Here is a 20916-nt window from a genome sequence, read left to right on the forward strand (position 1 = left end):
TTAGAAGAATGTAGGAGGTTTTATTATTGGAAGAGCAAAAAATGAAATTGGTACCTTTCAAAGTTGAATCTTTTCAAAATATGGTTAATGAAATTCCTTGGGGTGTACAACAATTACAAGCGCCTGAAATATGGGCAAATGGTGAAAAAGGCAAAGGTGTAATTATTGCTATATGCGATACCGGAATCGACCGTAATCATCCGGATTTATCCGGTCAAATAATAGGCGGCAGAAATTTTACAAATGAAGGATCAGCCGATGATTTTACAGATAATAATTCACACGGTACACATGTAGCCGGTATTATTGCCGCTTCAGCAAATGAAAGCGGGGTTGTAGGTGTAGCACCTGAAGCAAAGCTATTAATTTGCAAAGTGTTAAACAGAGAAGGAAGCGGCGATTATTCAAGTATTATAAATGGTATTCGGTGGGCTACAAATTGGAGAGGACCAAATGGTGAAAAAGTGCGAATCATTAATATGAGCCTTGGAGGACCTTATAATGATCCAAATATGTATAAAGCGATCCTTGAAGCAGTTGCCGCCGGTATATTAATTGTTGTAGCTTCAGGCAATGAAGGAGATGCCAATCCTAACACATATGAATATGGTTATCCGGCGCTTTATAATGAATGTATTACTGTTGCCGCTTGTGATGAAAACAAAAAGCTTGCTTATTTTTCAAATGAGCATTTACAAGTTGATGCTATCGCCGCCGGTGTGAATGTTGTTTCAACTTATCCACCTTCACGCTATGCGACTTTAAGCGGAACAAGTATGGCAACACCGCACATAAGCGGCGCTTTAGCTTTAGTTATTAATATAGGTGAAAAGCAATTCAAGCGCACTTTGACAGAATCAGAAATTTTTGCGCTGTTGGTGAAATGCTGTTGTTCCCTTGATTATCCAAAATCAAGTGAAGGCAACGGATTACCGGAATTAAGCCAAATTTACAAGCAATGTTAATAGCAGAAATTTTTAAAAGTATAGCGATTCTTTTAATTCTTGGAATCGGTTGTTTATATATTTACGTTCAGCTTAAAAAAGATCGTAAAGGTGATTAAATAACATGGAACAAAAATATATAAAAATGGAAGCTGAAGAAATAGAAAAAATAAAAGTTTTTGCCGATGCAACGCTTAAAATTATAGAAGCTTTTGATCAAATGGTTGAAGATGAAAGAATTGATGAAGCAATAAGAAAAGAATACAGTTTAAAAGTTCAGCTATGACAGAATTTTGACATATAATTTACCTTATTAAATAAAGATTTATTGTTAATAATGAATAATGTCTAACTTTCCAAATAGTGACTGGTTTAAGCAATCAAGCCCTTTCCCCGCTTGGTTGCTTATTTTTTTGAGGTGAAAAAATGTTATTGACAAAACGATATTATAAAAAATTTCAATCTATAACAGTTGGTATTTGTATTTTTTTCGCTATTTTTGTGGGTAGTATACAAACCGCTTTTATTATTTTAACCGCTAAGAAAAAGGGTACTAAAAAATGAAGGAATGGTTATTTCATCAAGTTTATGATTTTAATTTAATCATTTTTATATCGATCATGATTTTTAATGTAGCTTTAAGCAAAAATAACACACAAAAATTAATTCAAAGTCAAAGCAAAGAATTGTACCTTGAAATTGAAGAAGTAAAAGACGAAATAAGGGAATTGAGAAAATGACAAGGGATATTATTTTTTCTTTAGTTGAAATTGGAATAGGAATTATTTTTGAATCAATTATATTAGGGCTGATTTTTCAGCAATTAAGCAATAGAGCGGTAACAGATACCAAAAACGCACTTCAAACGGAAATGCAAAAAATAGAGGATCAAAATAAATTTGATTTTGAACAATTGCAAAATGAAATTAGGCAAGCTAGGGAAGATATTATAAGCGAATTAAAAGAGGTGATGAAATGATCAAAACTTTTGATGTTGTTTTAGATATTGAAAAAGAACTTTACAGCCCAATTTTTCAGCTTTTCAGTATTTCCGAAAATGATCTTGATTCTGTTGAATTGCAATTTTTAATTAATCAAGATGATTTAAGACTTAATTTAACCGGAACAACTGTTGAATTAGCAATTAAAAAACCTTCAGGTTTAACTGTTTATCAAGAATGTGAAATTACAAATGCCGTACAAGGTGAAGCGGTTGTAAGATTATCTTTACAATCATATTCTGAATATGGATTTTATACAGCAGAAGTGTATATAAGAGATGTAGATCAATTGGCGGTAACTTGTCCATTTTATTATTCAAGCCGTGAAGCTATTATGAATGATGATTCTTTAGAAAGCACAAACGATTGGAGCGCTTTTCAACAGGCGCTTTTTTCTTATGATAAAAAGCCGATTATTTCTGAAGGATTTCCAACAGCAACACCGGAATATGTTGGTCAAATGGCTTTTGATGTTTTAAATAAAAATGCTTTTATTGCTTCAGATTTAACCGCTATTTCATGGCAACCAATAGGAAGCGGCGAAGGGGGCGGCGGTGGAAATGATGATATTTTAGGAACCGCACCGCCCACAACAGCACCGGCAAGAATTGGACAAATTTTTATTGATACAGTAGCAAAAACCGCCTATATTGCAACCGGTGCAACGGTTGACGATTGGGAAGTTATAGAAGGATTAGTTGGACCACAAGGACCAATTGGACCGACAGGACCGATAGGACCAACAGGACCAACAGGACCAATTGGATTAACAGGACCGGCAGGACCGGCAGGAGCAACAGGACCAATAGGACCACAAGGTGTAAAAGGTGATACTGGATTAACCGGACCGGCAGGACCGACAGGAGCAACAGGACCGGCGGGACCAATTGGACCTGAAGGACCAATAGGATCAATAGGACCAATAGGACCTGAAGGACCAATAGGACCTGAAGGACCAATAGGACCTAAAGGAGCAGATGGAACAGGAGTTACAATTTTAGGCAGTTATGCAACAGAAGCAGATTTAAACGCCGCACATCCAACAGGGGTTGAAGGTGATGGATATATTGTTGCCGGTGATCTTTTTGTATGGAACGGTACAACTTGGGAAAATGTCGGTAGGATTCAAGGACCACAAGGAGACATAGGACCGGCAGGACCAATTGGACCGATTGGACCAACAGGAGCAGAAGGACCGATTGGACCAACAGGAGCAGAAGGACCGATAGGAGCAACAGGATCGGCAGGACCGACAGGAGCAACAGGACCGGCGGGACCACAAGGAGATATAGGACCGGCGGGACCGGCAGGACCACAAGGAGATATTGGACCAATTGGACCGGCAGGACCACAAGGAAATACAGGAGCCGCAGGACCACAAGGACCAATTGGATTAACAGGCGATACAGGACCGGCGGGACCGGCGGGACCAACAGGACCGGTAGGACCACAAGGCGATATAGGAGCAACAGGACCGGCAGGACCGACAGGAGCAACAGGACCACAAGGAGATACAGGAGCGACAGGAGCAACAGGACCGGCGGGACCAATTGGACCACAAGGACCAATAGGAGATACAGGACCGGCAGGACCGGCAGGACCGGCAGGACCAACAGGAGCGACAGGAGCAACAGGAGCGACAGGAGCGACAGGAGCAACAGGACCAACAGGACCACAAGGACCACAAGGACCGACAGGAACAGTTAGTTATGACAGCCCAACATTTACAGGAACACCGACAGCACCGACAGCAACAGCGGCAACTAATACGGATCAACTTGCAACAACGAAATTTGTGCAACAGCAAGCATATTTAAAAACCGTGCCTTTAATGACAGGCGGCGCAATTGGCGGCGCAATGGTTGGCAACGGTTTAGCAATGAGCGGTAATTATTTATATGTCAAACAAGGCGCTTCTCTAGGAATTGCCGGTGATAATTCTTTACAAGTGCAAACAGTAAATACAACACCGGCACCAATTAAATTTTGGACCGGAACACAAGCAACTTATGACGGATTAACAAAAGATGCAAATACACTTTATTTCATAACAGGATAATTAAAGATGCAAAATTTATTTTACTTATTCGGTGTAATTGGTTTAATTATCGGTTTTGCTTTTTTAATGGATTTATTCGACCATCTCAAAAGCAAAAATAAAAAATAAATGGTGATCAAATGACAACGGGAATTTTACCTTTAGAAACACTTAAATTTCAAATAAGTTTAAATACCGGCTTCTTTGAATGTTCAGCCTATACAGAAGATGAACAAATGTTTGTTACTTCAGGAAATCATGATACAGCGGGGATGAGCGGCGGGAATTTGCAATATAATTTTGGAGCCGCAAACCGTTTAACAGAATTATTTCAATACATGATCAATAATTATGAATCAATTTGTATTAATGCTTTTGGAGCCAATACAACACAATACGACACATGGAAAACCGCTTGTATGTCAGCGGTTCAGCAAGATAGATTAAATTTTGGCGCTAATATAACCGATCCAAATAATTCACATGCGATTATTCAGCCTTATAAAGATGCGATAGGAAATATATTAATTTCACCTGAATGTAAAGCAAAATATTATTCAATGCGAGATGCTTACTATTTCCCGCCGCCTTATTCTATTTTTAGACAATTGTCTTGTAAATCAAGATTGGCTTTAGCTTCTTTGTTTGATTGCTATATTAACAAAGGGCGCTATTATCCGATTAATTTACTTCAAGCTGATTTTGAAGCGATTGATGCAAATAACGCTTTAACAGAAGATCAAAAAGAAGCACAAAAAATTTATCAAATTAATGAAAGAGCAAATTCAGAAGAAAACGGTGTAAGTGATGCTTCAACACCTGTTTTTGCACCTAGAAGAAATGCAATGCGGGATCAAGGCGGGGATTATTACGGTTTAACATATGATCCTGATGTTCAGTTTGATATGGATCAACAAACAGCCATTCAAGAAAAATCAGATGCTTTAAATATCGATCTAGGAAGCATAAAAGTTAATGATATGTTTTTAGGCACAACAAAAATTAAAAGCATTTATTTAGGAGCAACTTTAATTGGCGCTGAAGCAACACCTTATACAGCAACAACAGCGCCAATAACGCAATTTAGAACGAATGGTGGTAGTTATGCGGGAATTGGAGCGGCTACAGCTATAACTTTAACAAGCGGTCAGCCTTTATGGATCGATTGTCAAGAAAGAACCGATGGACAAGAACCTTATGTTGCTTGCAAAACGTATTATACAACCGATGGAAGCACACCAACAGCGGCTTCAGCGGTTTATACAGGCGCTTTAAGTTTCACAAGTAATACAACTCTTAAAGTTGTCACAATTAGCAATTATGGGGTTGCTGAAGCGGTTAAAACATTAACGATAACTATTGCTGTTGCACCAACAACAACAATCAGCCCTTCAACAACGGTTCAAAATACAATTCCGTTTACGGTCACACTTTCAACTAGTGAAGGTGGAGCCGCAATTAAATATAAATTAGGTACAAGCGGCACTATTTACGATTACACCGGACCATTTACAGTAAATCAAAATTCAGCCGGTGTAGCTTCAACAAATATTACAGTGAAATATTGGGCGGTTGGAGCAACGGCAACAGAAGCAGAAAAAACAATTACTTATGATACAGCGGGTGCAATTCCGGCAAAACCGGTAGTAACAGCAACAGCCGGAAATAATCAAGTTGCTTTATCTTGGGCGGCAACGGCAAACACAACTTCATATACTGTTTATCGTTCAACCGCTTTAGGAACACTTGGAACCGCTTTAAGCCAATATCAAACAGGAACAACTTATACAGATACAACAGCGGTAAACGGCACGACTTATTATTACACGGTTCAAGCCGGAAATTATGGAAGAGCAACAAACAGCGATCAAATGACAGCAACACCGGCGGCACCGGTTACACCAAGCTATAGATATTTAAAAATATTGGGTTATGGTGCGGCAGAATCAGGGCAAGAAGTAACGACAAGAACTGTTGAATTAGAAGCCTATGTTGGTACAACAAATGTTGCACTAAATAAAACTATTGTGAGCGGTGAAGCCGCTTCAACAGGTGGAGCCGCATTGACTACAATTGTTAACGGTAATAAAACAACAGTTACTTCAGGTTCTTATCCTATTTGGTGGACAGCAACACCTAATGGAAATGTTGTTATTGATTTAGGAAGTTCACAAGCATTAACTAAGTTGAGTTATTATGGCTATTCAGTAAGCGGTACTCAAAGAACAAACAGATTTAAAATATTAGGATCCAATACTAATAACGGCACCGATTGGGTGACATTATGGGATATGAGCGCTAATACAACAGTACAACCAATACTACCAAGCGGTTATGATAAGGTGCTATGAATATGAATCAGATAGAAATAATTAACGCTATTGTTAAGGAACGTAAGCGGCAAGACTATCTTCATCCAAGGAATAAGAAGGATGACTATTTTGTTATCCTTCTTGAAGAGGTAGGCGAGTGTGCAACAGCTATACAAAAGAAAGATCAGGACAACCTGAAGGAAGAGATCGTTCAGGTTGCCGCTGTTGCAATGAGATGGTTGGAAGCCTTATGACTAATCCATTCTATACATCTAAGAGATGGAGAAGGAAGCGGCAATATATATTAAAGCGTGATGGTTATCTATGTCAGGAATGCAAGAAGTATGGTAAGAACATTGAAGCAAAGATTGTTCACCATATAAAAGAAATTGATGATGCACCTGAATTAAAATTAAAAGATGATAACTTAGTTTCTGTATGTGCTTCTTGTCATAATAAAATCCATCCTGAAAAGGGTGGGCATTACATTAAATATTAAAAAATATTTTTAAAAATATTTTCAAAAAAATTCCAAAAAATATTTTCAAAAAAAAATTTCAAAAAATTTTCAGAAAATTTTCAAACCCCCCACCTTTTTTTAAAATTATCTGACAATAAGGACAACCGGCGAATAGGAAAGCATTTTCAACCAAGCGGAATTTTCTCAAAACTTTTTAGGAGGTGAAAACCTTGAATAAATTTGAAATGAAAACAAAAGAAAATTTACAAGCTTTAGGAATTTATCAACCTGAATTTGATGTAACGATTTCAATATATTCAAGCCTTGTAGAACAATATCAGGCGCTTGAAAAGGAATTTAAGAAATCAAAATTTACTGTTGTCGAGAAAACAGGCTATTCCGAAAACCAAAAAAAACATCCTATTGTTGTCAGCTTGGAATCATTAAGAAAAGATATCCTTGCTTATTCAAACGCTTTAGGATTAACACCGGCGGGCTTGAAAAAGATCAAGGCAAATATGAAAGATGAAAATAAAAATGTTAGTAAGTTGGAAATGGCGTTGAATAAATTTGGATCATAAAAATCTTGAAACAGTTTTAAATTATGCGAAGGATATAATCAGCGGTAAAAGAATAGCTTGCAAAGAATTAATTCAGGCGGCACAAAGATTTTTAAGTGATCTTGACGATCCAAGATATGAATTAAGGGCAAAAGATGCAGAATTTTGTATTGGGATCATTGAAAAAACTTTTGTTCATATCAAGGGAACAATGAAAGGTAAGCCATTCATTCTTGAAGATTGGGAAAAGTTCATTGTTTATAATGTGGCGGGGCTTTATCTAAAAGGAACCGATGAAAGAAAGTACAAGGAAGCCTTTATTTTTCTACCAAGGAAAAACAGCAAGACCTTCTTTGCTTCAGCTTTAGCATGGGCTTTATCACTTCTTGAAAGAAATTACTTTTCTGTTTTATATATCATTGCTACAAAATTAGATCGAGCGCTTGAAGCTTTTAACAACATCTTAGAAAATCTTGAAGCAATGGGAGAAAAGCAAAACTTCAGGGTATTAGATAACAATAGTGAACATTCAATAAATAGATCATTTTATAATTCTGATGGAGAAAAAACCGGCGCTATAAAAATTCAAGCATTGGCGGCAGATGCAAAAAAAGCCGATGGGCTGAATGCCAACATAATTATCTTGGATGAAATACACGCTTACAAAAGCGCCAATGAATATTTTGTATATAAGCAAGCAATGAAAGCCTATATAAATAAACTGTTGATCGGAATCACAACAGCCGGTTCAAATATGAATAGCTTTTGTTATCAGCGGTTGCAATATTGCCAAAAGATATTGAACAAAGAAATTGAAGATGAACAATATTTTATCTTCATAACTAAGGCTGATAATCCTGATGATTACACCAATCCAATAGAACATGAAAAAGCTAATCCAAATTACAATGTAACAATTAGACCTGTTGATATTATGGCTGAAGCATTGCAAGCACAAAATGATCCTTCAGCAAGATCAGAATTTCTAAATAAATCATTGAACATTTATACCAACACTATGAGCGCCTATTTTGATATGGGCGAAGTACAATTTTCAAATGAAGAAGCTGAAAAAAATTTAAAGCTGCTATTGAAAATTCCACAAGATAAACCAATACCAATTGAAACAATAGCGGGTTTACCGGTTCAATGGTTTGGCGGTGCCGATCTTTCAAAAATGTTTGACTTAACCGGCGCTTGTATTTATGGAAGGTATGAAGATATCGATATAACTATCACACATGGATTTATACCAATCACACAAGCAAAAGCAAAAGCTGAAGAAGATAACATTCCCTTCTTTTGGTGGAAAGATCAAGGTTGGTTAACTATGACAAATAGCGAACTAGTGGATTATGAAGAGGTTGTTAAATGGTTTAAATCAATGAGGGAAAAAGGTTTTAAAATAAAAGCTGTTGCCTTTGATAAATATAATTCAAGGGATTTTGTTCGTTCTATGGAAAAGCAAAAATTTAAAATGGAAGAAGCCGGACAACAATTTTGGAAGAAATCAGAAGCCTTTAGAGAAATTGAAAGAAAAATCAAGTCAAAACAATTCACTTATCTTTCATCAAAAGCTTTTGAATATTGCATATCAAATGTAAAAGCAAATGAAGATGCTGAAGAAAGAATAAGGTTTGAAAAAGTAAGTGAAAATTTCCGCATTGATCTATTTGATGCAACGGTTGTTGCCGTAAAGCAAGCGATCATTGCAAGGGATAAAAACAGCAAAATTAATACTTGGTTTTAAGGGGGTGAAAAATTGGCGATCTTTAAAAAGAAGAAAATGAAAAAAAGACAATATGATCCTGTTGCCGTATGGTTAACCGGTGAAGATGCTTCTAATATTTTATTACCCGCCGGATATATGCCAGTAACCAAAAATGAAGAGGTTAAAAAGTGCATTCATAAAATAGCCGATCTTGTCAGTAGTATGACAATTATGTTAATGGAAAACGGCGAAGCGGGCGATATCAGATTAAAAAATGAATTAGCAAAAAAGATTGATGTTTATCCAAACAACTATATGATTAGGAAAAACTTCATTTATAAAATTGTTTCTGATTTATGTTCTTATGGAAATTCTGTTGTCTATCCTAAAATTGTGAATGGGCTTCTTGATAATTTGATCATATGGGATATTGGAAGTGTAAGCTATCAGGGCAATCAAGAAAAATATGAAATCAGATTAAACGGCTTACAAACTTATGATCCAAATGAATTATTGCATTTTGTTTTAATTCCTGATGATCTATTTCCTTTCAAGGGTGCGGGTTTTGTTCCAATTGTTAAAGATACTATTGCAAATATTGTTCAAGCCAATACAACCAAAACAGGATTTCTTCAGTCGAAATGGAGACCTTCTTTAATTATTAAAGTTGAATCTGATGCTGAAGGGATGCAGATCAAAGAAGAAAGAGACAAAATTTTAAATAGTTATGTCGGTGATACTGACAGCGGGGAGCCGTGGATTATTCCGGCAAACGAAATAGATGTAAAAGAAATAAGACCTTTAAGCCTTCAGGATTTAGCCATACAAGAAGGATTGACTTTAGATAAAAAAAGTGTAGCGGCGGCTTTTGGTATTCCGGCTTATATGCTCGGAGTTGGTACCTTTAACAAAGATGAATACAACAATTTTATTAGTTCGGTTATCATGCCAATTGCAAAAGTAATCGAGCAAGAACTTTCAAAAAAATTAGTTTATGCACCTACATGGTATTTCAAATTCAATTCAAGATCATTAATGCAATATGATCTTGGAGAAATGACAAGCCATGTAAAAGAAATGATTACAACCGGAATGATGAACCGCAATGAAGGAAGAGATAAATTTGATTTGTCACCTGTTGAGGGATTAGACGAATATGTAGTTTTAGAAAACTTTATTCCGGTTCAAGATGTAGGAAAACAAAAGAAGCTTGAAGGGGGTGATAAAACAAATGCGAACAACGGAAATGAATAAAAGGGATCTTAAAACAAATTTTAAGGTTATCCGTGAATCTGTTAATCCTAATGAATTAGTCATTGAGGGTTATTTTGCGTTATATGAACAGGAAACAGAATTATTTGAAGGTTCTTATGAAATCATTACTAAGGGAGCCTTTGAAAATACATTGAACAATGATATCCGAGCCTTATGGAATCATAATACACAATATGTTTTAGGGCGAAATAAAAGCGGATCATTGGAAGTAAAAGCCGATGATAAAGGATTATTTGCAACAATAAAATTACCCAAAACTCAATATGCACAAGATTTATATGAGTTAGTTCAGCGGGGTGATGTGGATCAATGTTCTTTTGGTTTTAATATCCTTGCTGAAGATTTAGAAGAACTAGCAAGCGGCGGCTATCGATGGAGAATAAACGAAATCGATTTGCATGAAGTTTCTGTTGTAACATTCCCCGCTTATGAAAATACAAGCGTATCAGCGAGGGCAAAACAGATTGAAGCGATAAAAGAAAGAAAGATTGAAGAACAAAGAAAAGCATTGGAAAAAAGATTGGGGGCAATTAATAAATGTTAAAGCAACTGAAGATTCAAAAGGCGCTTGAAATCAAGCGGGCAAAATTAAAAGAACTTGAAACAAAAGCGGCTGATATTTTAAAGAGAAGTGAAACAACACAAGCGGCACTTGCTGAAGCGGTAAATGAAGAAGATTTAAATTTGCTTGAAACTGAAATTCAAGGATTAGAAACAGAGCAAACCGAAAACGATAATGACAAGAAAACGGTAGAAGATGAAATTGCCGCTTTAGAATTAGAACTTGAAGATGTAAATGAAAGAGCAAAAGAAACAAACAAGCAAACTAGAGCAAAAGGAGCGGTTGAAGAAATGAAAGGTGTTAACCGGTTGCAAGTAAGAGAGTTATTAAAAACAGGCGAATATTTCAAGCGTTCTGATGTTGTTGAATTTTACGAGAAGTTTAAAAATTTACGTGCGGTAACAGGCGGCGAACTTGCTATTCCTGAAGTAATTGTAAATCGGATCATGGATATGTTGGGCGATTATTCAACACTTTATCCTTTAGTTGATAAGATTCAAGTAAAAGGTACAGCGAGAATTTTAATTGATACCGATACAACAGCGGCTTCTTGGGTTGAGCAAAATGCGGCTTTACCAGTCGGTGATGTTGGAACACTTGCATATTTAGATTTTGATGGCTTCAAAGTAGGTAAAGTAACTTTTGTTGATAATTATTTACTTCAGGATTCTGTTATTAACCTTGATGATTATGTTTCAAAGAAAATTGCAAGGGCTATTTCTTTAGCACTTGATATTGCAATCTTAAACGGTACAGGAGCGGCGGGCAAACAACCAAGCGGAATTATTCCCGCAATTGCTGTTGGAAACCGTGTGACTGTTGCTGAAGGTGCGCCTATTGCGGAATATGTTAAACCAATTGGTTTAATTGATACAGGTTTAGATTCTGTTGGTGAAATCCGTGCCGTTATGCGCCGATCAACTTACTATAACTATTTCCTTGAAATGTCTATCCAAGTTAATGCGGCGGGCGATATCGTAGGAAGATTGCCAAATATTGCACAGCCTGACATTTTAGGTATTCCGGTAACATTCAATAATTCAATGGCGGCTGATCAAGTTCTTTATGGAGAATTTGAAAAGTACACACTTGTAGAGCGTGAAAACATTGCTATTGACAATTCAGAGCATGTTCGATTTGTAGAGGATCAAATGGCATTTAGGGGTAAAGGGCGCTTTGATGGGAAACCTACTAAGCCTGATGCTTTTGTTTTATTAACAATTACACCGGCTGTTTAATTTTTTTAACACTATGTAACCGGTTTTTTACGGTTAAAAACGAAAAGGAGCGAATTAAAATGAATGAAAAAAATCAAGGGATCAATCAAGCGATTAATCAAAAAAGCAACCAATCGTACAACCAAGCGAGCAATCAAGAACCTAATCAAGCGGCTGTTGAAAATAGCGAATTTAAAACGGTAGTCAATGGAAAAGTTGTTTCTGTTAATCAAGCACAAGCGGCGCTTGAAGCACAAGAAGCGGCGGTAACTAAAACAGGTATTCAAGAAGCGCATAGTAACCATAGTGAGCCGGTACAAGCCGGACAGCAAGGAAAAACAACAGCTTCTTCAAATAATGAAACAATGAAATCAGAAACTAAGATCAAGCAAGTGAATGTTCAATCAGGACAATCAGAACTTGAAACACATATGAACCAAGCCGGACAATCTGAAGCGCAAAAAATGCAAGCTGAAGCACAACAGCAAGTACAGCAATCAGCACAAGCGGCACAAGCAAAAGCAAAGGCAACAGGCAAACAGGCGGGGCAATAATGGAAACGCTTTTAAGTTTATTGAAAATTGATTTAGGCATTACGCATAATTTGCGGGATGCCTTTTTTATCAAATTGATTGAAGGAACCTTAAAAGAAATTCAAAGAAGAGGAATTAAACCGGATTTAAATAGTTCTGATGATCAAATGTTAATTGTTGATTATGCGGCTTGGGCTTATCGTAAGCGGCAAGAAGATACACCTTTAGCAAATAACATTCAACACCGTTTAAGAAATCGGATCATAAAAGAAAGGATTGATAAACAAGATGCCATCCTTTAAACAATCTATTGGAAATCCTAAAAATATTTCCTTAGATGATGTTTGCACCTTGCTTTCAATCACGACAATAAAAGATGATCTTAATCAATTTAAGCCGATTGAAAAACCCTATTTGGTGTTTTGTTCAAAGCTAAGTATAACAAGGGCTGAATTTAATTCAGCGGGTGTTATGGGCTTCAAACCTGATATGATGCTTGTAGTCGATTCAGATTCTTATGATCAAGAAAAGCTTTTGGAATATGGAAATAAAAAATATAGTATTTATAAAACTTTTCAGCGCAATGACGGATTTACTGAATTATATTGTGAGGTGAAAACCGGTGGAAATTGACCAATTGCAACAGGCAATTTTACAGCAATTGCAACAATATAGTTCTGAATTAGAAGAAGAAATTGATAAATCAGCGAAAAAAACAGCACAAGATTTAAATGCCGATTTAAAAAAAGGTGAAAAGCCTTATAAAAATAGAACCGGCGATTATAGCAAAGGTTGGCGGCTTAAAAAAGTTGGCAAAAGTTATGTCAATTATAATAAAACAGATTATCAATTAACCCACCTGTTAGAAAAAGGACATGCAAAAAGGGGCGGCGGCAGAGTGCAACCCAAAATTCATATTGCACCGGCTGAAGAAAGAGCCGTAACAGAATTTTTACACAAGATAGAGCGGGCGATCAGATCATGAATTTAGTTGAATTAAAAAACATTCTTGAAGCAACAGGATATCCTGTTGCTTATTCGCATTTTGTGGAATCGGAAAATTATCCAATTCCGGCACCGCCGTTTATCTGTTATTTGACAGTTTATACTTCAAATTTTTCAGCGGATAACTCAATGTACTTTCCAATGCAAAATGTGCAAATTGAATTGTATACAGATCAAAAAGATTTGGAAGCTGAAAGCCTTGTAGAAAATGTTTTGAATGAAAATGAAATTCCTTTTGCTTCTTCAGAAGCTTTTATTGAAGAAGAAAATTTGTTTCAAAAAATATATGAAGTGAGGTTATTTTAATGCCTGAAAATAAAGTTATATTTGGTCTAAGAAATGCTCATTATTCTGTTGTAACTGAAGGTGTAGACGGTACTTTAACTTATGCAACACCGGTAATTTTAGCGGGTGCGGTTGAAATTTCACTTGATCCTAAAGGTGATCAAGCGGATTTTTACGCTGATGATGTTTTATATTACACTTCTTCATCCAATCAAGGATATGAAACAACCTTGACTGTTGCAAATATTCCAAGAAGTTTTAGAATCGATGTTTTGGGCGAAGTGTTAGAAGGAACCGACAATGTTTTAACTGAAAACGCTAATGCCAAACCAAAAAAAATTGCTTTCATGTTTGAATTTGATGGAGATATTAAAGCGACAAGACACGTTCTTTACAATTGCACCGTTTCAAGAACCGGTTTAAATTCAGCAACCAAAACAGAAACAGCAGAACCACAAACACAAGAATTAACACTTGTAGCGGCACCAAGACCGGCTGATGGAATTGTTAAACGATCCACAACAGGCGATACACCGGATGCGGTTTATAATGCTTGGTACACCGCTGTTTATAATCCAGTAGCACCTTAAAAGGATGGTTTAAATGGAAAAAACAATTACGATTGACGGTAAACAAATACGTTTTAAAAGCAACGGTGCAACACCTTTAAGATATAAAGCGCAATTTGGCAAAGACTATTTAAAAGAAATTTTGAAAATGTCTCCATTGCAAGACTTAGCTAAGAAGAAAAAAACAGATGTAAAAGACCTTGAAGTTTTAGACTTTGAGGTTTTTTACAATATTTCTTGGATTATGGCAAAAACAGCCGATCCGACAATAGCAGAACCAATTGAATGGTTAAGTCAATTTGAAGAATTTCCTATTGATGAAATTTTTCCGGAAATGCAAGAATTAATGTTAGCCAGTATTTCAAGTTCAAAAAAAAAGTTATAGATGATAGAAGCGGCGGCGAAATTAGCACCGAACTTTATCAAGTAATGTGCTATCGATGTGAACTAACAATGAATGATTTGGAAGTTATGACAATAGGAATGTGTCTTGATTATATTGAAGAATATTTAGAGCAACAGAAGCCCGCAAAACAGCGATCAAGAAAAGCTTCACAAGCTGATATGGATTCATTTTAAAAGGATGTGAAGAAATGGCAGAGCGTTTTAAAGGTATAACGGTTGAAATTGGCGGCGATACCACCGGCTTAAATAATGCTTTAAAAGAAGTGAATCAAGAAAGCCGAAAAATTCAAGGTGAATTGAGCGAAGTTGAAAGGCTTTTAAAATTCAATCCTGACAATGTGGAATTATTAGCACAACGGCAAACGTTATTAAATCGACAAATAGAAACAACATCAAGAAAATTAAATGATTTAAAACAAGCTGAAGCACAAGTTCAGGCGCAATTTGAGCGGGGCGATATTGGAGAAGAAGCTTTTCGACAATTTCAGCGGGAAATCATTGCAACAGAAGGAAGATTAAGGCACTTTGAAAGGCAAGCACAAGGGACAAGTCATGAAGTAAGAGGATCATTTAAGGATATGGGCGGGGGCATTGCAAATGCAATTGCCGGAGCCGCCGCCGGTGCCGGTATCGGTGAAGTTATTTCAAAATCATTAGAAAACGCACATCTTGACACCAAAATAAAAATGTCTTTTGATATTTCTGATGAAGCCGTGCCAAAAGTTAAAGCAATGATTACAAATATTCAAGCTTTTGGAGTTGACGGTGAAACAGCGCTTGAAGGTGTAAGAAAACAATTTGCTTTGAACAGTGATAAAACAGATGAATACAATCAAAAAGTAATTGATACAGCCGCCGTAATTTCGGAAAGTTTTGGCGATATTGATTTTACTGAATTGATTCAAGAATCAAATGAATTTGGTGAAGCAATAGGAATTTCACAACAGCAAGCCCTTGAAATGACGAATGCACTTTTAAAAGCCGGATTCCCACCGGATCAACTTGATATAATGTCAGAATATGGAAGCCAACTAAAAAGGGCTGGGTACAATGCACTAGAAATCCAAGGAATTTTCCGTGCAGGAGTTGAAACAAAATCTTGGAATATAGACGTACTTTTAGACGGTGTTAAGGAAGGAAGAATCCGGCTTGCTGAATTTGGGGCGGGAATAGATAAAACAACCGCCGGATTAATTCAAGGTACAAATATTTCAGCTAAACAATTGCAACAATGGGGCGAAGCCGTAGCAGAAGGCGGGGATGCGGGAAAAATTGCCTTTGGTGAGGTTGCAACAGAACTTGGAAAAGTTGACGATGATGTACAAAGAAATAAAATTGGTACTAGGTTATTTGGTACTTTATGGGAAGAACAAGGAAAAAAGATAACCGATGCTTTAGCCGGTGCCAGTACAAAAGCCGGTGATTATAAGAAAAATCAAGACGCTATTAATAAAGCCCTTGCCGATCAAAAAAATGATCCACAATATAAGCTAAATAAAGCACTTGACGAAATGGATAAAAAATTAGCGCCTTTATTGACAATGGTTGCTGATTTGATTGCAAAAATTGCGGATTGGGCAACTAAAAATCCGGAGTGGGCGGCGGGAATAACAGCGGTAACGGTTGCTTTAGGAATTATTATAGGGGTGGTAATGGCTTTAATTCCGGTTATTGCCGCACTAACAACAGCAAATTGGGCGCTTATCGCTAGTTTTATACCTGTTATTTTGCCGATTTTAGCGATCATTGCGGCAATAGCGGCGGTAATTGCAATAGGTGTTTTGCTTTATAAAAATTGGGATATCATTACCAAAAAAGCAAAAACAGATTTTCCCAAATTGATAGCAATCATTAGCGGAGCCGGTAAAAAAATTGTATCAGCTTGGAAAAGAGATATGCAAGATTTTAAAAAAGCTTGGGATTGGATCGTAACAGGATTAAGCAATATTGGTAAAAATATTAAAAAAAATTGGAATCAGGCGATTCAGGATTTTAAAAATGCTTGGTCAAAAGCAGTTAAATTTTTTAAAGGTATCGATTTAAAAAGTATCGGTTCTGATATTATCAGAGGGCTTGTTAACGGAATGTCTAACATGTTGCAAAAAGTTAAAGACAAGGCGCATGAAATAGCAAAAACAGTAAAATCAGCGATTAAAGATAAATTAAAACTTGGTTCACCAAGTAAAGTAACTGAAGAAATGGGTATAAATGTCGGTGAAGGATTGGCAATTGGTATAGAGGATTCTTTATCAAAAATAAGAAGTGTATCTAATAAAATGGCAAATGCGGCAATTCCGAGAAATCAAGCACCTACAACTTTACAAAAAACAAATAATAAATCAATGACTGTTAATATAAATAGCCCAAAAGCTTTAGATATAAGAGATGCAAATAAACAATTTAGCCGGACACTTAATAAAATGTCGCTGATGTGGTAAAAGAGAGGTGACAAGATGCTAAAAGTAAATCAAATTGAATTTATAGATCAAAACGATCAAGTTTATTTAATCAACAATTATCAAATTGAATCGTTCCCTTTAATTGGTGGAGCGGCGGCAAATATGGTAATAACAAAAGCATGGAATCAGCATGGAAATACTTATGTAAATAATTTTATGGAATCAGTAGAAAGTGATTTAATTTTTGTTTTAAATACCTTGGATCGAACACCAAGCGAAATTCAAGAAATGCGAATGGATGTTGCAAAAATTTGCAACCCCTTAAATGGGGTTGTTGAAATGATCATTACTTTAAATAACGGCAATGTTTACCACCGAGATATAACTTTTGTATCAGCGCCAAATTTTCCGATTGGTTTTGAAAATAGAAATTACCATTGGCAAAAAGTGCAATTGCAATTTCAAGCAAACAACCCTTTTTGGTATTCCGATACGACTATAACAGAAACTTTTCAGCAAGCAATACCTTTGTTTGAATTTCCCTTTGAAATGTCAGATACAACCCCTATTGAATTTGGTACTTATTTACCAAATAAAACCGTGATTAACAACGGACAAGTTGAAGCGCCTGTTATTATAAAAATTATTGGGGCTTGTATTAATCCGATCATTGAAAATGTAACAACAGGCGAAATGATCCGATTTAAAAATTTAACAATGAGTGCAACTGATGAATTGTTGATTGATACAACTTTTGGATCGAAAAAAGTAATTTTAAATAAGGTGCAAAATGTTTTTGATCGTTTGGATTTCTCTACAACCTTTTTTCATTTAAAATTAGGCGAAAATATTATTGATTTCAGGGATGATACTTTGTTAACACCTGAAGCAACGATTTATTTTATATATCGAAATATGTACCATACGATTTAAAGAAAGGAAGTTTTTTATTTGGCTGTTTTATCTTTTTTTCATAATTCTGTTGGTGGAGATCGGACATATGAAGCAAATGATTTTGCAACACATACTAATGCGATTATTCAAGATGGAATTGTTGAAGGTTTAAAAGTAACCTATACAAGCGCATACGCTTATACAATTGATATTGGTAAAGCTATTGTTATGGGGCGAATTGTTGTTAACGATGCGCAAATTGCAACAGCGATTGGAACACCTGTTAATGGTGATCTTTATTCTGTTGTTGTTCGTATGGATTTAGCGACAAGATCAGCAAGTATTGAAACGATTTTAGGCACCTCTTATCAAGATGATAACGCAATTAAGCAAATACCATTGGCAACTATTTTAGTTGGAACAAACACGCTTACAATTACGGATAAGCGTTCTTATGTTGCATATAAATCAAATAAAATGTCAATTAAAAATTCAGAATTGAAATATACAAGAACAATTGATAACGTCGAAATGTCTGTTTTAAAGATGAAAGAAGGTTCAGATGCTACAGGAGTAGGGGTATCAATTGGATCAGGCGGCACAACTATTATTGGCGGCGGAGAATCAGCGCATAATACAATGATTAGTTCGCTTGTACCTGATACAATAAATGAAAAATTAATTTTAACCGGTGATTATGGGGTTGAAGTATGGACTGATATGCAAAATGTTGGAACCGATCCAACAGTAGGAAAAAGATTTGTATTTAGTACAAATGGAGATTTAAATATTGGCGGATCCAATATTGATCCTATTACTTGTACAATACGATATACAAAAGCGTCAAAATTACTTCAGTTTTTCCACTGGGATGGAACAGCAACTTCAGATACGGTTGTAATTGGAGTTGGTGATATAGACTTTAAAAATACACCTTGGATTACATTACCTTTACAAACGCCGGCAGTAACTTATTCAGCCGGAAGTATTCCGGAATACAAGAAAAAAGGCGGTACTGTTTTTGTGCAAGGAACGATTAAAGGATTAACAGCGGCAGGAACGGCAGTTGCTACATTGCCGGTAGGATATAGACCAAGTAAACAATTAGCCTATTCGTTACCTACAAGCGGAAAGAATTTTGCGCAATGGACTATAGATACTAATGGAGCAATTACTTTAGATGATGTAAGCCAAACAGCCGCACCAACAGCAACCGATTGGTTCCCTATTACATTTTGTTTTACGGTGTAACTTATGAAATCAATTCAAATAAATATCTTTACAACCGATCTTGTTTGGAAAGCCGCAATTGATAACGTAAAATCGTTCGTTAGTCGTTCTTCATGGTATGGGATTGTTAACAGTGAATTAACGATCAGCAGAACGGCGCAAGGGGCTGAAGAATTAGTTATTGGTAGAATCATTATAGTAAATAATGATCTAAACAATGCAATGATCATTGAAGAAATTAATGCAAGTATTGCCGATGATTATTGGAATTTAGTTTTAATACCTTTAAAGGGCATGTTGAATTATAGGATATGCCATCCAATAGACACTGGAAGTTTTACGGCAAAAACACAAGCTGAAATAATGATGCAATTAGCTTCAAAAAATCTTGTAACACAATATAGAGATCAAGACAGATATTTTTGGAATGCGGCAAGAACTTTAAATATGTTTAGCATAGCAGCTATAAAAAATTTTGGGGATTCAATCGATTTTACTGTTGATTGGGGAACCGGTTTTATCGGTGAAGCAATTGTTCAGATTGCTAATATGTTTGAAGATGAAATAGGAAAATACCCTATTGGGTGGAATGTTTATATAAAAAATACGTTTAACGGTTTTGTTATGGACACCTATTCCCCTACAAACAGATCAATAAATCAAACAATCAACCCGCCTGTTGTTTTCAGTGAAGATTTTAACAATATAAAAGATGCTAACTATGCTAACTCAATAAGAGATTGGGCAACAATGGCTTATATGACTTGGAATGATGGAACAAACGATCAAACAACAGCGGTTGCTAGTGTTAAATCAGGCACTTCAACAGGTTTTACTAGAAAAGAAATTATTCTTGATTCAAATAAAACAAAATCTTCAGAAGTGATCAGTGAAGGGCGGGCTGAAATTAACAAAAGACCAAAAGTTGAAAATTTCACCGCTGAAATCTTGGATAATCCTAATACAATGTCAACTTTTGGTGTGGATTGGTTCTTAGGCGATATTGTAACGGTGCAAACAAAAGCTTTAAAACCAAAATCAATTATTTCAGTTGATACCCAAATTATTGAGATCGAAGAAATTTATGATAATGGTGAATATAGTTTAAATGCAACTTTTGGAGAATCAAAATTGAGCCTGATTAAAAAGATTAAACAAGCGATAAATTCAAAACGATAGGAGCAAAAAACCATGTTTAATAATGACATACTTACTAATTTTTCAATGCAAGCGGCGGTAATAATTCCGATTATAACCGCTGTTGTTCAAGCTTTTAAATTTTGGGTTAATGATAAATATTCTCCATTTATAGCAATGGTTGTCGGTATTGGAATCACTTTTTTAATGGTGCATGATGCAACCGGCAACCTAAGCGGAACAATATTATTAGGCTTGCTATTTGGGCTTGCTAGTAGCGGCTTATACAGTCAGTTAAGAAGTACAACAGCGACAATAAAGGAAGCAAAAGCTGAAAAAGCAAAAACAAAAGATAATCACAAATAATTTCACTATGGAA

General features: G+C 35.9%; 25 protein-coding genes. All 25 read left to right on the plus strand.

Annotated features, from left to right (window positions below; all coding sequences use genetic code 11):
• Positions 1–26 precede the first annotated feature (26 nt).
• Positions 27–965 (plus strand): S8 family peptidase, encoded by a 939-nt coding sequence (locus J7E63_RS15580; protein WP_251033562.1) that lies wholly within the window; start codon positions 27–29, stop codon positions 963–965.
• 103 nt (positions 966–1068) lie between these two features.
• A complete protein-coding gene (locus tag J7E63_RS15585) occupies positions 1069–1230 on the plus strand; it encodes a hypothetical protein (RefSeq protein ID WP_215013951.1) in 162 nt (53 codons plus the stop codon).
• A 274-nt stretch (positions 1231–1504) separates the two neighbouring features.
• The gene (locus J7E63_RS15590) at positions 1505–1684 is read left to right on the plus strand and encodes a hypothetical protein (protein WP_215013953.1); all 180 of its coding nucleotides are present in this window, start codon (positions 1505–1507) and stop codon (positions 1682–1684) included.
• Complete coding sequence (locus tag J7E63_RS15595; protein WP_215013954.1) at positions 1681–1923, plus strand: hypothetical protein; 243 nt, start codon at positions 1681–1683, stop codon at positions 1921–1923. The genes J7E63_RS15590 and J7E63_RS15595 overlap by 4 nt, the downstream gene beginning before the upstream one ends.
• The gene (locus tag J7E63_RS30175; RefSeq protein ID WP_215013956.1) at positions 1920–4004 is read left to right on the plus strand and encodes a BppU family phage baseplate upper protein; all 2085 of its coding nucleotides are present in this window, start codon (positions 1920–1922) and stop codon (positions 4002–4004) included. The genes J7E63_RS15595 and J7E63_RS30175 overlap by 4 nt, the downstream gene beginning before the upstream one ends.
• A 119-nt stretch (positions 4005–4123) precedes the next feature.
• Positions 4124–6334 (plus strand): chitobiase/beta-hexosaminidase C-terminal domain-containing protein, encoded by a 2211-nt coding sequence (locus tag J7E63_RS15605; protein WP_215013958.1) that lies wholly within the window; start codon positions 4124–4126, stop codon positions 6332–6334.
• A gap of 2 nt (positions 6335–6336) precedes the next feature.
• Positions 6337–6549: a MazG nucleotide pyrophosphohydrolase domain-containing protein gene (locus J7E63_RS15610; protein WP_215013960.1), complete on the plus strand. Its 213-nt coding sequence runs from the start codon at positions 6337–6339 to the stop codon at positions 6547–6549.
• Positions 6546–6794, plus strand: coding sequence for an HNH endonuclease (locus tag J7E63_RS15615; protein ID WP_215013962.1), 249 nt, complete (start codon positions 6546–6548; stop codon positions 6792–6794). Before J7E63_RS15610 ends, J7E63_RS15615 begins: the two co-directional genes overlap by 4 nt.
• 191 nt (positions 6795–6985) lie before the next feature.
• Positions 6986–7336 (plus strand): P27 family phage terminase small subunit, encoded by a 351-nt coding sequence (locus J7E63_RS15620; RefSeq protein ID WP_215013964.1) that lies wholly within the window; start codon positions 6986–6988, stop codon positions 7334–7336.
• On the plus strand, positions 7326–9065 hold the full coding sequence (locus J7E63_RS15625; RefSeq protein WP_215013966.1) for a terminase large subunit: 1740 nt from the start codon (positions 7326–7328) through the stop codon (positions 9063–9065). Before J7E63_RS15620 ends, J7E63_RS15625 begins: the two co-directional genes overlap by 11 nt.
• A gap of 12 nt (positions 9066–9077) precedes the next feature.
• Positions 9078–10280 (plus strand): phage portal protein, encoded by a 1203-nt coding sequence (locus J7E63_RS15630; protein ID WP_215013968.1) that lies wholly within the window; start codon positions 9078–9080, stop codon positions 10278–10280.
• The gene (locus tag J7E63_RS15635; RefSeq protein WP_215013970.1) at positions 10258–10845 is read left to right on the plus strand and encodes an HK97 family phage prohead protease; all 588 of its coding nucleotides are present in this window, start codon (positions 10258–10260) and stop codon (positions 10843–10845) included. The genes J7E63_RS15630 and J7E63_RS15635 overlap by 23 nt, the downstream gene beginning before the upstream one ends.
• A complete protein-coding gene (locus J7E63_RS15640; RefSeq protein ID WP_215013972.1) occupies positions 10839–12101 on the plus strand; it encodes a phage major capsid protein in 1263 nt (420 codons plus the stop codon). The genes J7E63_RS15635 and J7E63_RS15640 overlap by 7 nt, the downstream gene beginning before the upstream one ends.
• Positions 12102–12160: 59 nt before the next feature.
• Positions 12161–12634 (plus strand): hypothetical protein, encoded by a 474-nt coding sequence (locus tag J7E63_RS15645; protein WP_215013974.1) that lies wholly within the window; start codon positions 12161–12163, stop codon positions 12632–12634.
• Positions 12634–12915 (plus strand): hypothetical protein, encoded by a 282-nt coding sequence (locus J7E63_RS15650; protein WP_215013976.1) that lies wholly within the window; start codon positions 12634–12636, stop codon positions 12913–12915. Before J7E63_RS15645 ends, J7E63_RS15650 begins: the two co-directional genes overlap by 1 nt.
• Positions 12902–13246 (plus strand): hypothetical protein, encoded by a 345-nt coding sequence (locus tag J7E63_RS15655; protein WP_251033563.1) that lies wholly within the window; start codon positions 12902–12904, stop codon positions 13244–13246. Before J7E63_RS15650 ends, J7E63_RS15655 begins: the two co-directional genes overlap by 14 nt.
• Complete coding sequence (locus J7E63_RS15660) at positions 13236–13598, plus strand: HK97 gp10 family phage protein (protein ID WP_215013978.1); 363 nt, start codon at positions 13236–13238, stop codon at positions 13596–13598. The genes J7E63_RS15655 and J7E63_RS15660 overlap by 11 nt, the downstream gene beginning before the upstream one ends.
• Complete coding sequence (locus J7E63_RS15665) at positions 13595–13924, plus strand: hypothetical protein (protein WP_215013980.1); 330 nt, start codon at positions 13595–13597, stop codon at positions 13922–13924. Before J7E63_RS15660 ends, J7E63_RS15665 begins: the two co-directional genes overlap by 4 nt.
• A complete protein-coding gene (locus J7E63_RS15670; RefSeq protein ID WP_215013982.1) occupies positions 13924–14493 on the plus strand; it encodes a major tail protein in 570 nt (189 codons plus the stop codon). Before J7E63_RS15665 ends, J7E63_RS15670 begins: the two co-directional genes overlap by 1 nt.
• A gap of 13 nt (positions 14494–14506) precedes the next feature.
• Entirely contained in the window at positions 14507–14857 is a 351-nt protein-coding gene (locus tag J7E63_RS15675; RefSeq protein WP_215013984.1) for a hypothetical protein, read from the plus strand.
• Positions 14858–15065: 208 nt separating this feature from the next.
• A complete protein-coding gene (locus tag J7E63_RS15680; protein WP_215013986.1) occupies positions 15066–17315 on the plus strand; it encodes a phage tail protein in 2250 nt (749 codons plus the stop codon).
• A 15-nt stretch (positions 17316–17330) separates the two neighbouring features.
• Positions 17331–18209, plus strand: coding sequence for a phage distal tail protein (locus J7E63_RS15685; protein WP_215013988.1), 879 nt, complete (start codon positions 17331–17333; stop codon positions 18207–18209).
• Between the two features lie 18 nt (positions 18210–18227).
• Positions 18228–19421: a hypothetical protein gene (locus J7E63_RS15690; protein WP_215013989.1), complete on the plus strand. Its 1194-nt coding sequence runs from the start codon at positions 18228–18230 to the stop codon at positions 19419–19421.
• A gap of 3 nt (positions 19422–19424) precedes the next feature.
• Entirely contained in the window at positions 19425–20579 is a 1155-nt protein-coding gene (locus J7E63_RS15695) for a siphovirus ReqiPepy6 Gp37-like family protein (protein WP_215013991.1), read from the plus strand.
• 12 nt (positions 20580–20591) lie between these two features.
• Complete coding sequence (locus tag J7E63_RS15700) at positions 20592–20903, plus strand: hypothetical protein (protein ID WP_215013993.1); 312 nt, start codon at positions 20592–20594, stop codon at positions 20901–20903.
• Positions 20904–20916 lie beyond the last annotated feature (13 nt).

The sequence above is a fragment of the Bacillus sp. ISL-75 genome (genome assembly GCF_018613095.1).

Bases quoted from the DNA above. Each gene is read 5' to 3' on its own strand.
- J7E63_RS15585 (WP_215013951.1), top strand. From the start codon at position 1,069: ATGGAACAAAAATATATAAAAATGGAAGCTGAAGAAATAGAAAAAATA.
- J7E63_RS15590 (WP_215013953.1), top strand. From the start codon at position 1,505: ATGAAGGAATGGTTATTTCATCAAGTTTATGATTTTAATTTAATCATT.
- J7E63_RS15595 (WP_215013954.1), top strand. From the start codon at position 1,681: ATGACAAGGGATATTATTTTTTCTTTAGTTGAAATTGGAATAGGAATT.
- J7E63_RS30175 (WP_215013956.1), top strand. From the start codon at position 1,920: ATGATCAAAACTTTTGATGTTGTTTTAGATATTGAAAAAGAACTTTAC.
- J7E63_RS15605 (WP_215013958.1), top strand. From the start codon at position 4,124: ATGACAACGGGAATTTTACCTTTAGAAACACTTAAATTTCAAATAAGT.
- J7E63_RS15610 (WP_215013960.1), top strand. From the start codon at position 6,337: ATGAATCAGATAGAAATAATTAACGCTATTGTTAAGGAACGTAAGCGG.
- J7E63_RS15615 (WP_215013962.1), top strand. From the start codon at position 6,546: ATGACTAATCCATTCTATACATCTAAGAGATGGAGAAGGAAGCGGCAA.
- J7E63_RS15635 (WP_215013970.1), top strand. From the start codon at position 10,258: ATGCGAACAACGGAAATGAATAAAAGGGATCTTAAAACAAATTTTAAG.
- J7E63_RS15640 (WP_215013972.1), top strand. From the start codon at position 10,839: ATGTTAAAGCAACTGAAGATTCAAAAGGCGCTTGAAATCAAGCGGGCA.
- J7E63_RS15645 (WP_215013974.1), top strand. From the start codon at position 12,161: ATGAATGAAAAAAATCAAGGGATCAATCAAGCGATTAATCAAAAAAGC.
- J7E63_RS15650 (WP_215013976.1), top strand. From the start codon at position 12,634: ATGGAAACGCTTTTAAGTTTATTGAAAATTGATTTAGGCATTACGCAT.
- J7E63_RS15655 (WP_251033563.1), top strand. From the start codon at position 12,902: ATGCCATCCTTTAAACAATCTATTGGAAATCCTAAAAATATTTCCTTA.
- J7E63_RS15665 (WP_215013980.1), top strand. From the start codon at position 13,595: ATGAATTTAGTTGAATTAAAAAACATTCTTGAAGCAACAGGATATCCT.
- J7E63_RS15670 (WP_215013982.1), top strand. From the start codon at position 13,924: ATGCCTGAAAATAAAGTTATATTTGGTCTAAGAAATGCTCATTATTCT.
- J7E63_RS15675 (WP_215013984.1), top strand. From the start codon at position 14,507: ATGGAAAAAACAATTACGATTGACGGTAAACAAATACGTTTTAAAAGC.
- J7E63_RS15680 (WP_215013986.1), top strand. From the start codon at position 15,066: ATGGCAGAGCGTTTTAAAGGTATAACGGTTGAAATTGGCGGCGATACC.
- J7E63_RS15685 (WP_215013988.1), top strand. From the start codon at position 17,331: ATGCTAAAAGTAAATCAAATTGAATTTATAGATCAAAACGATCAAGTT.
- J7E63_RS15695 (WP_215013991.1), top strand. From the start codon at position 19,425: ATGAAATCAATTCAAATAAATATCTTTACAACCGATCTTGTTTGGAAA.
- J7E63_RS15700 (WP_215013993.1), top strand. From the start codon at position 20,592: ATGTTTAATAATGACATACTTACTAATTTTTCAATGCAAGCGGCGGTA.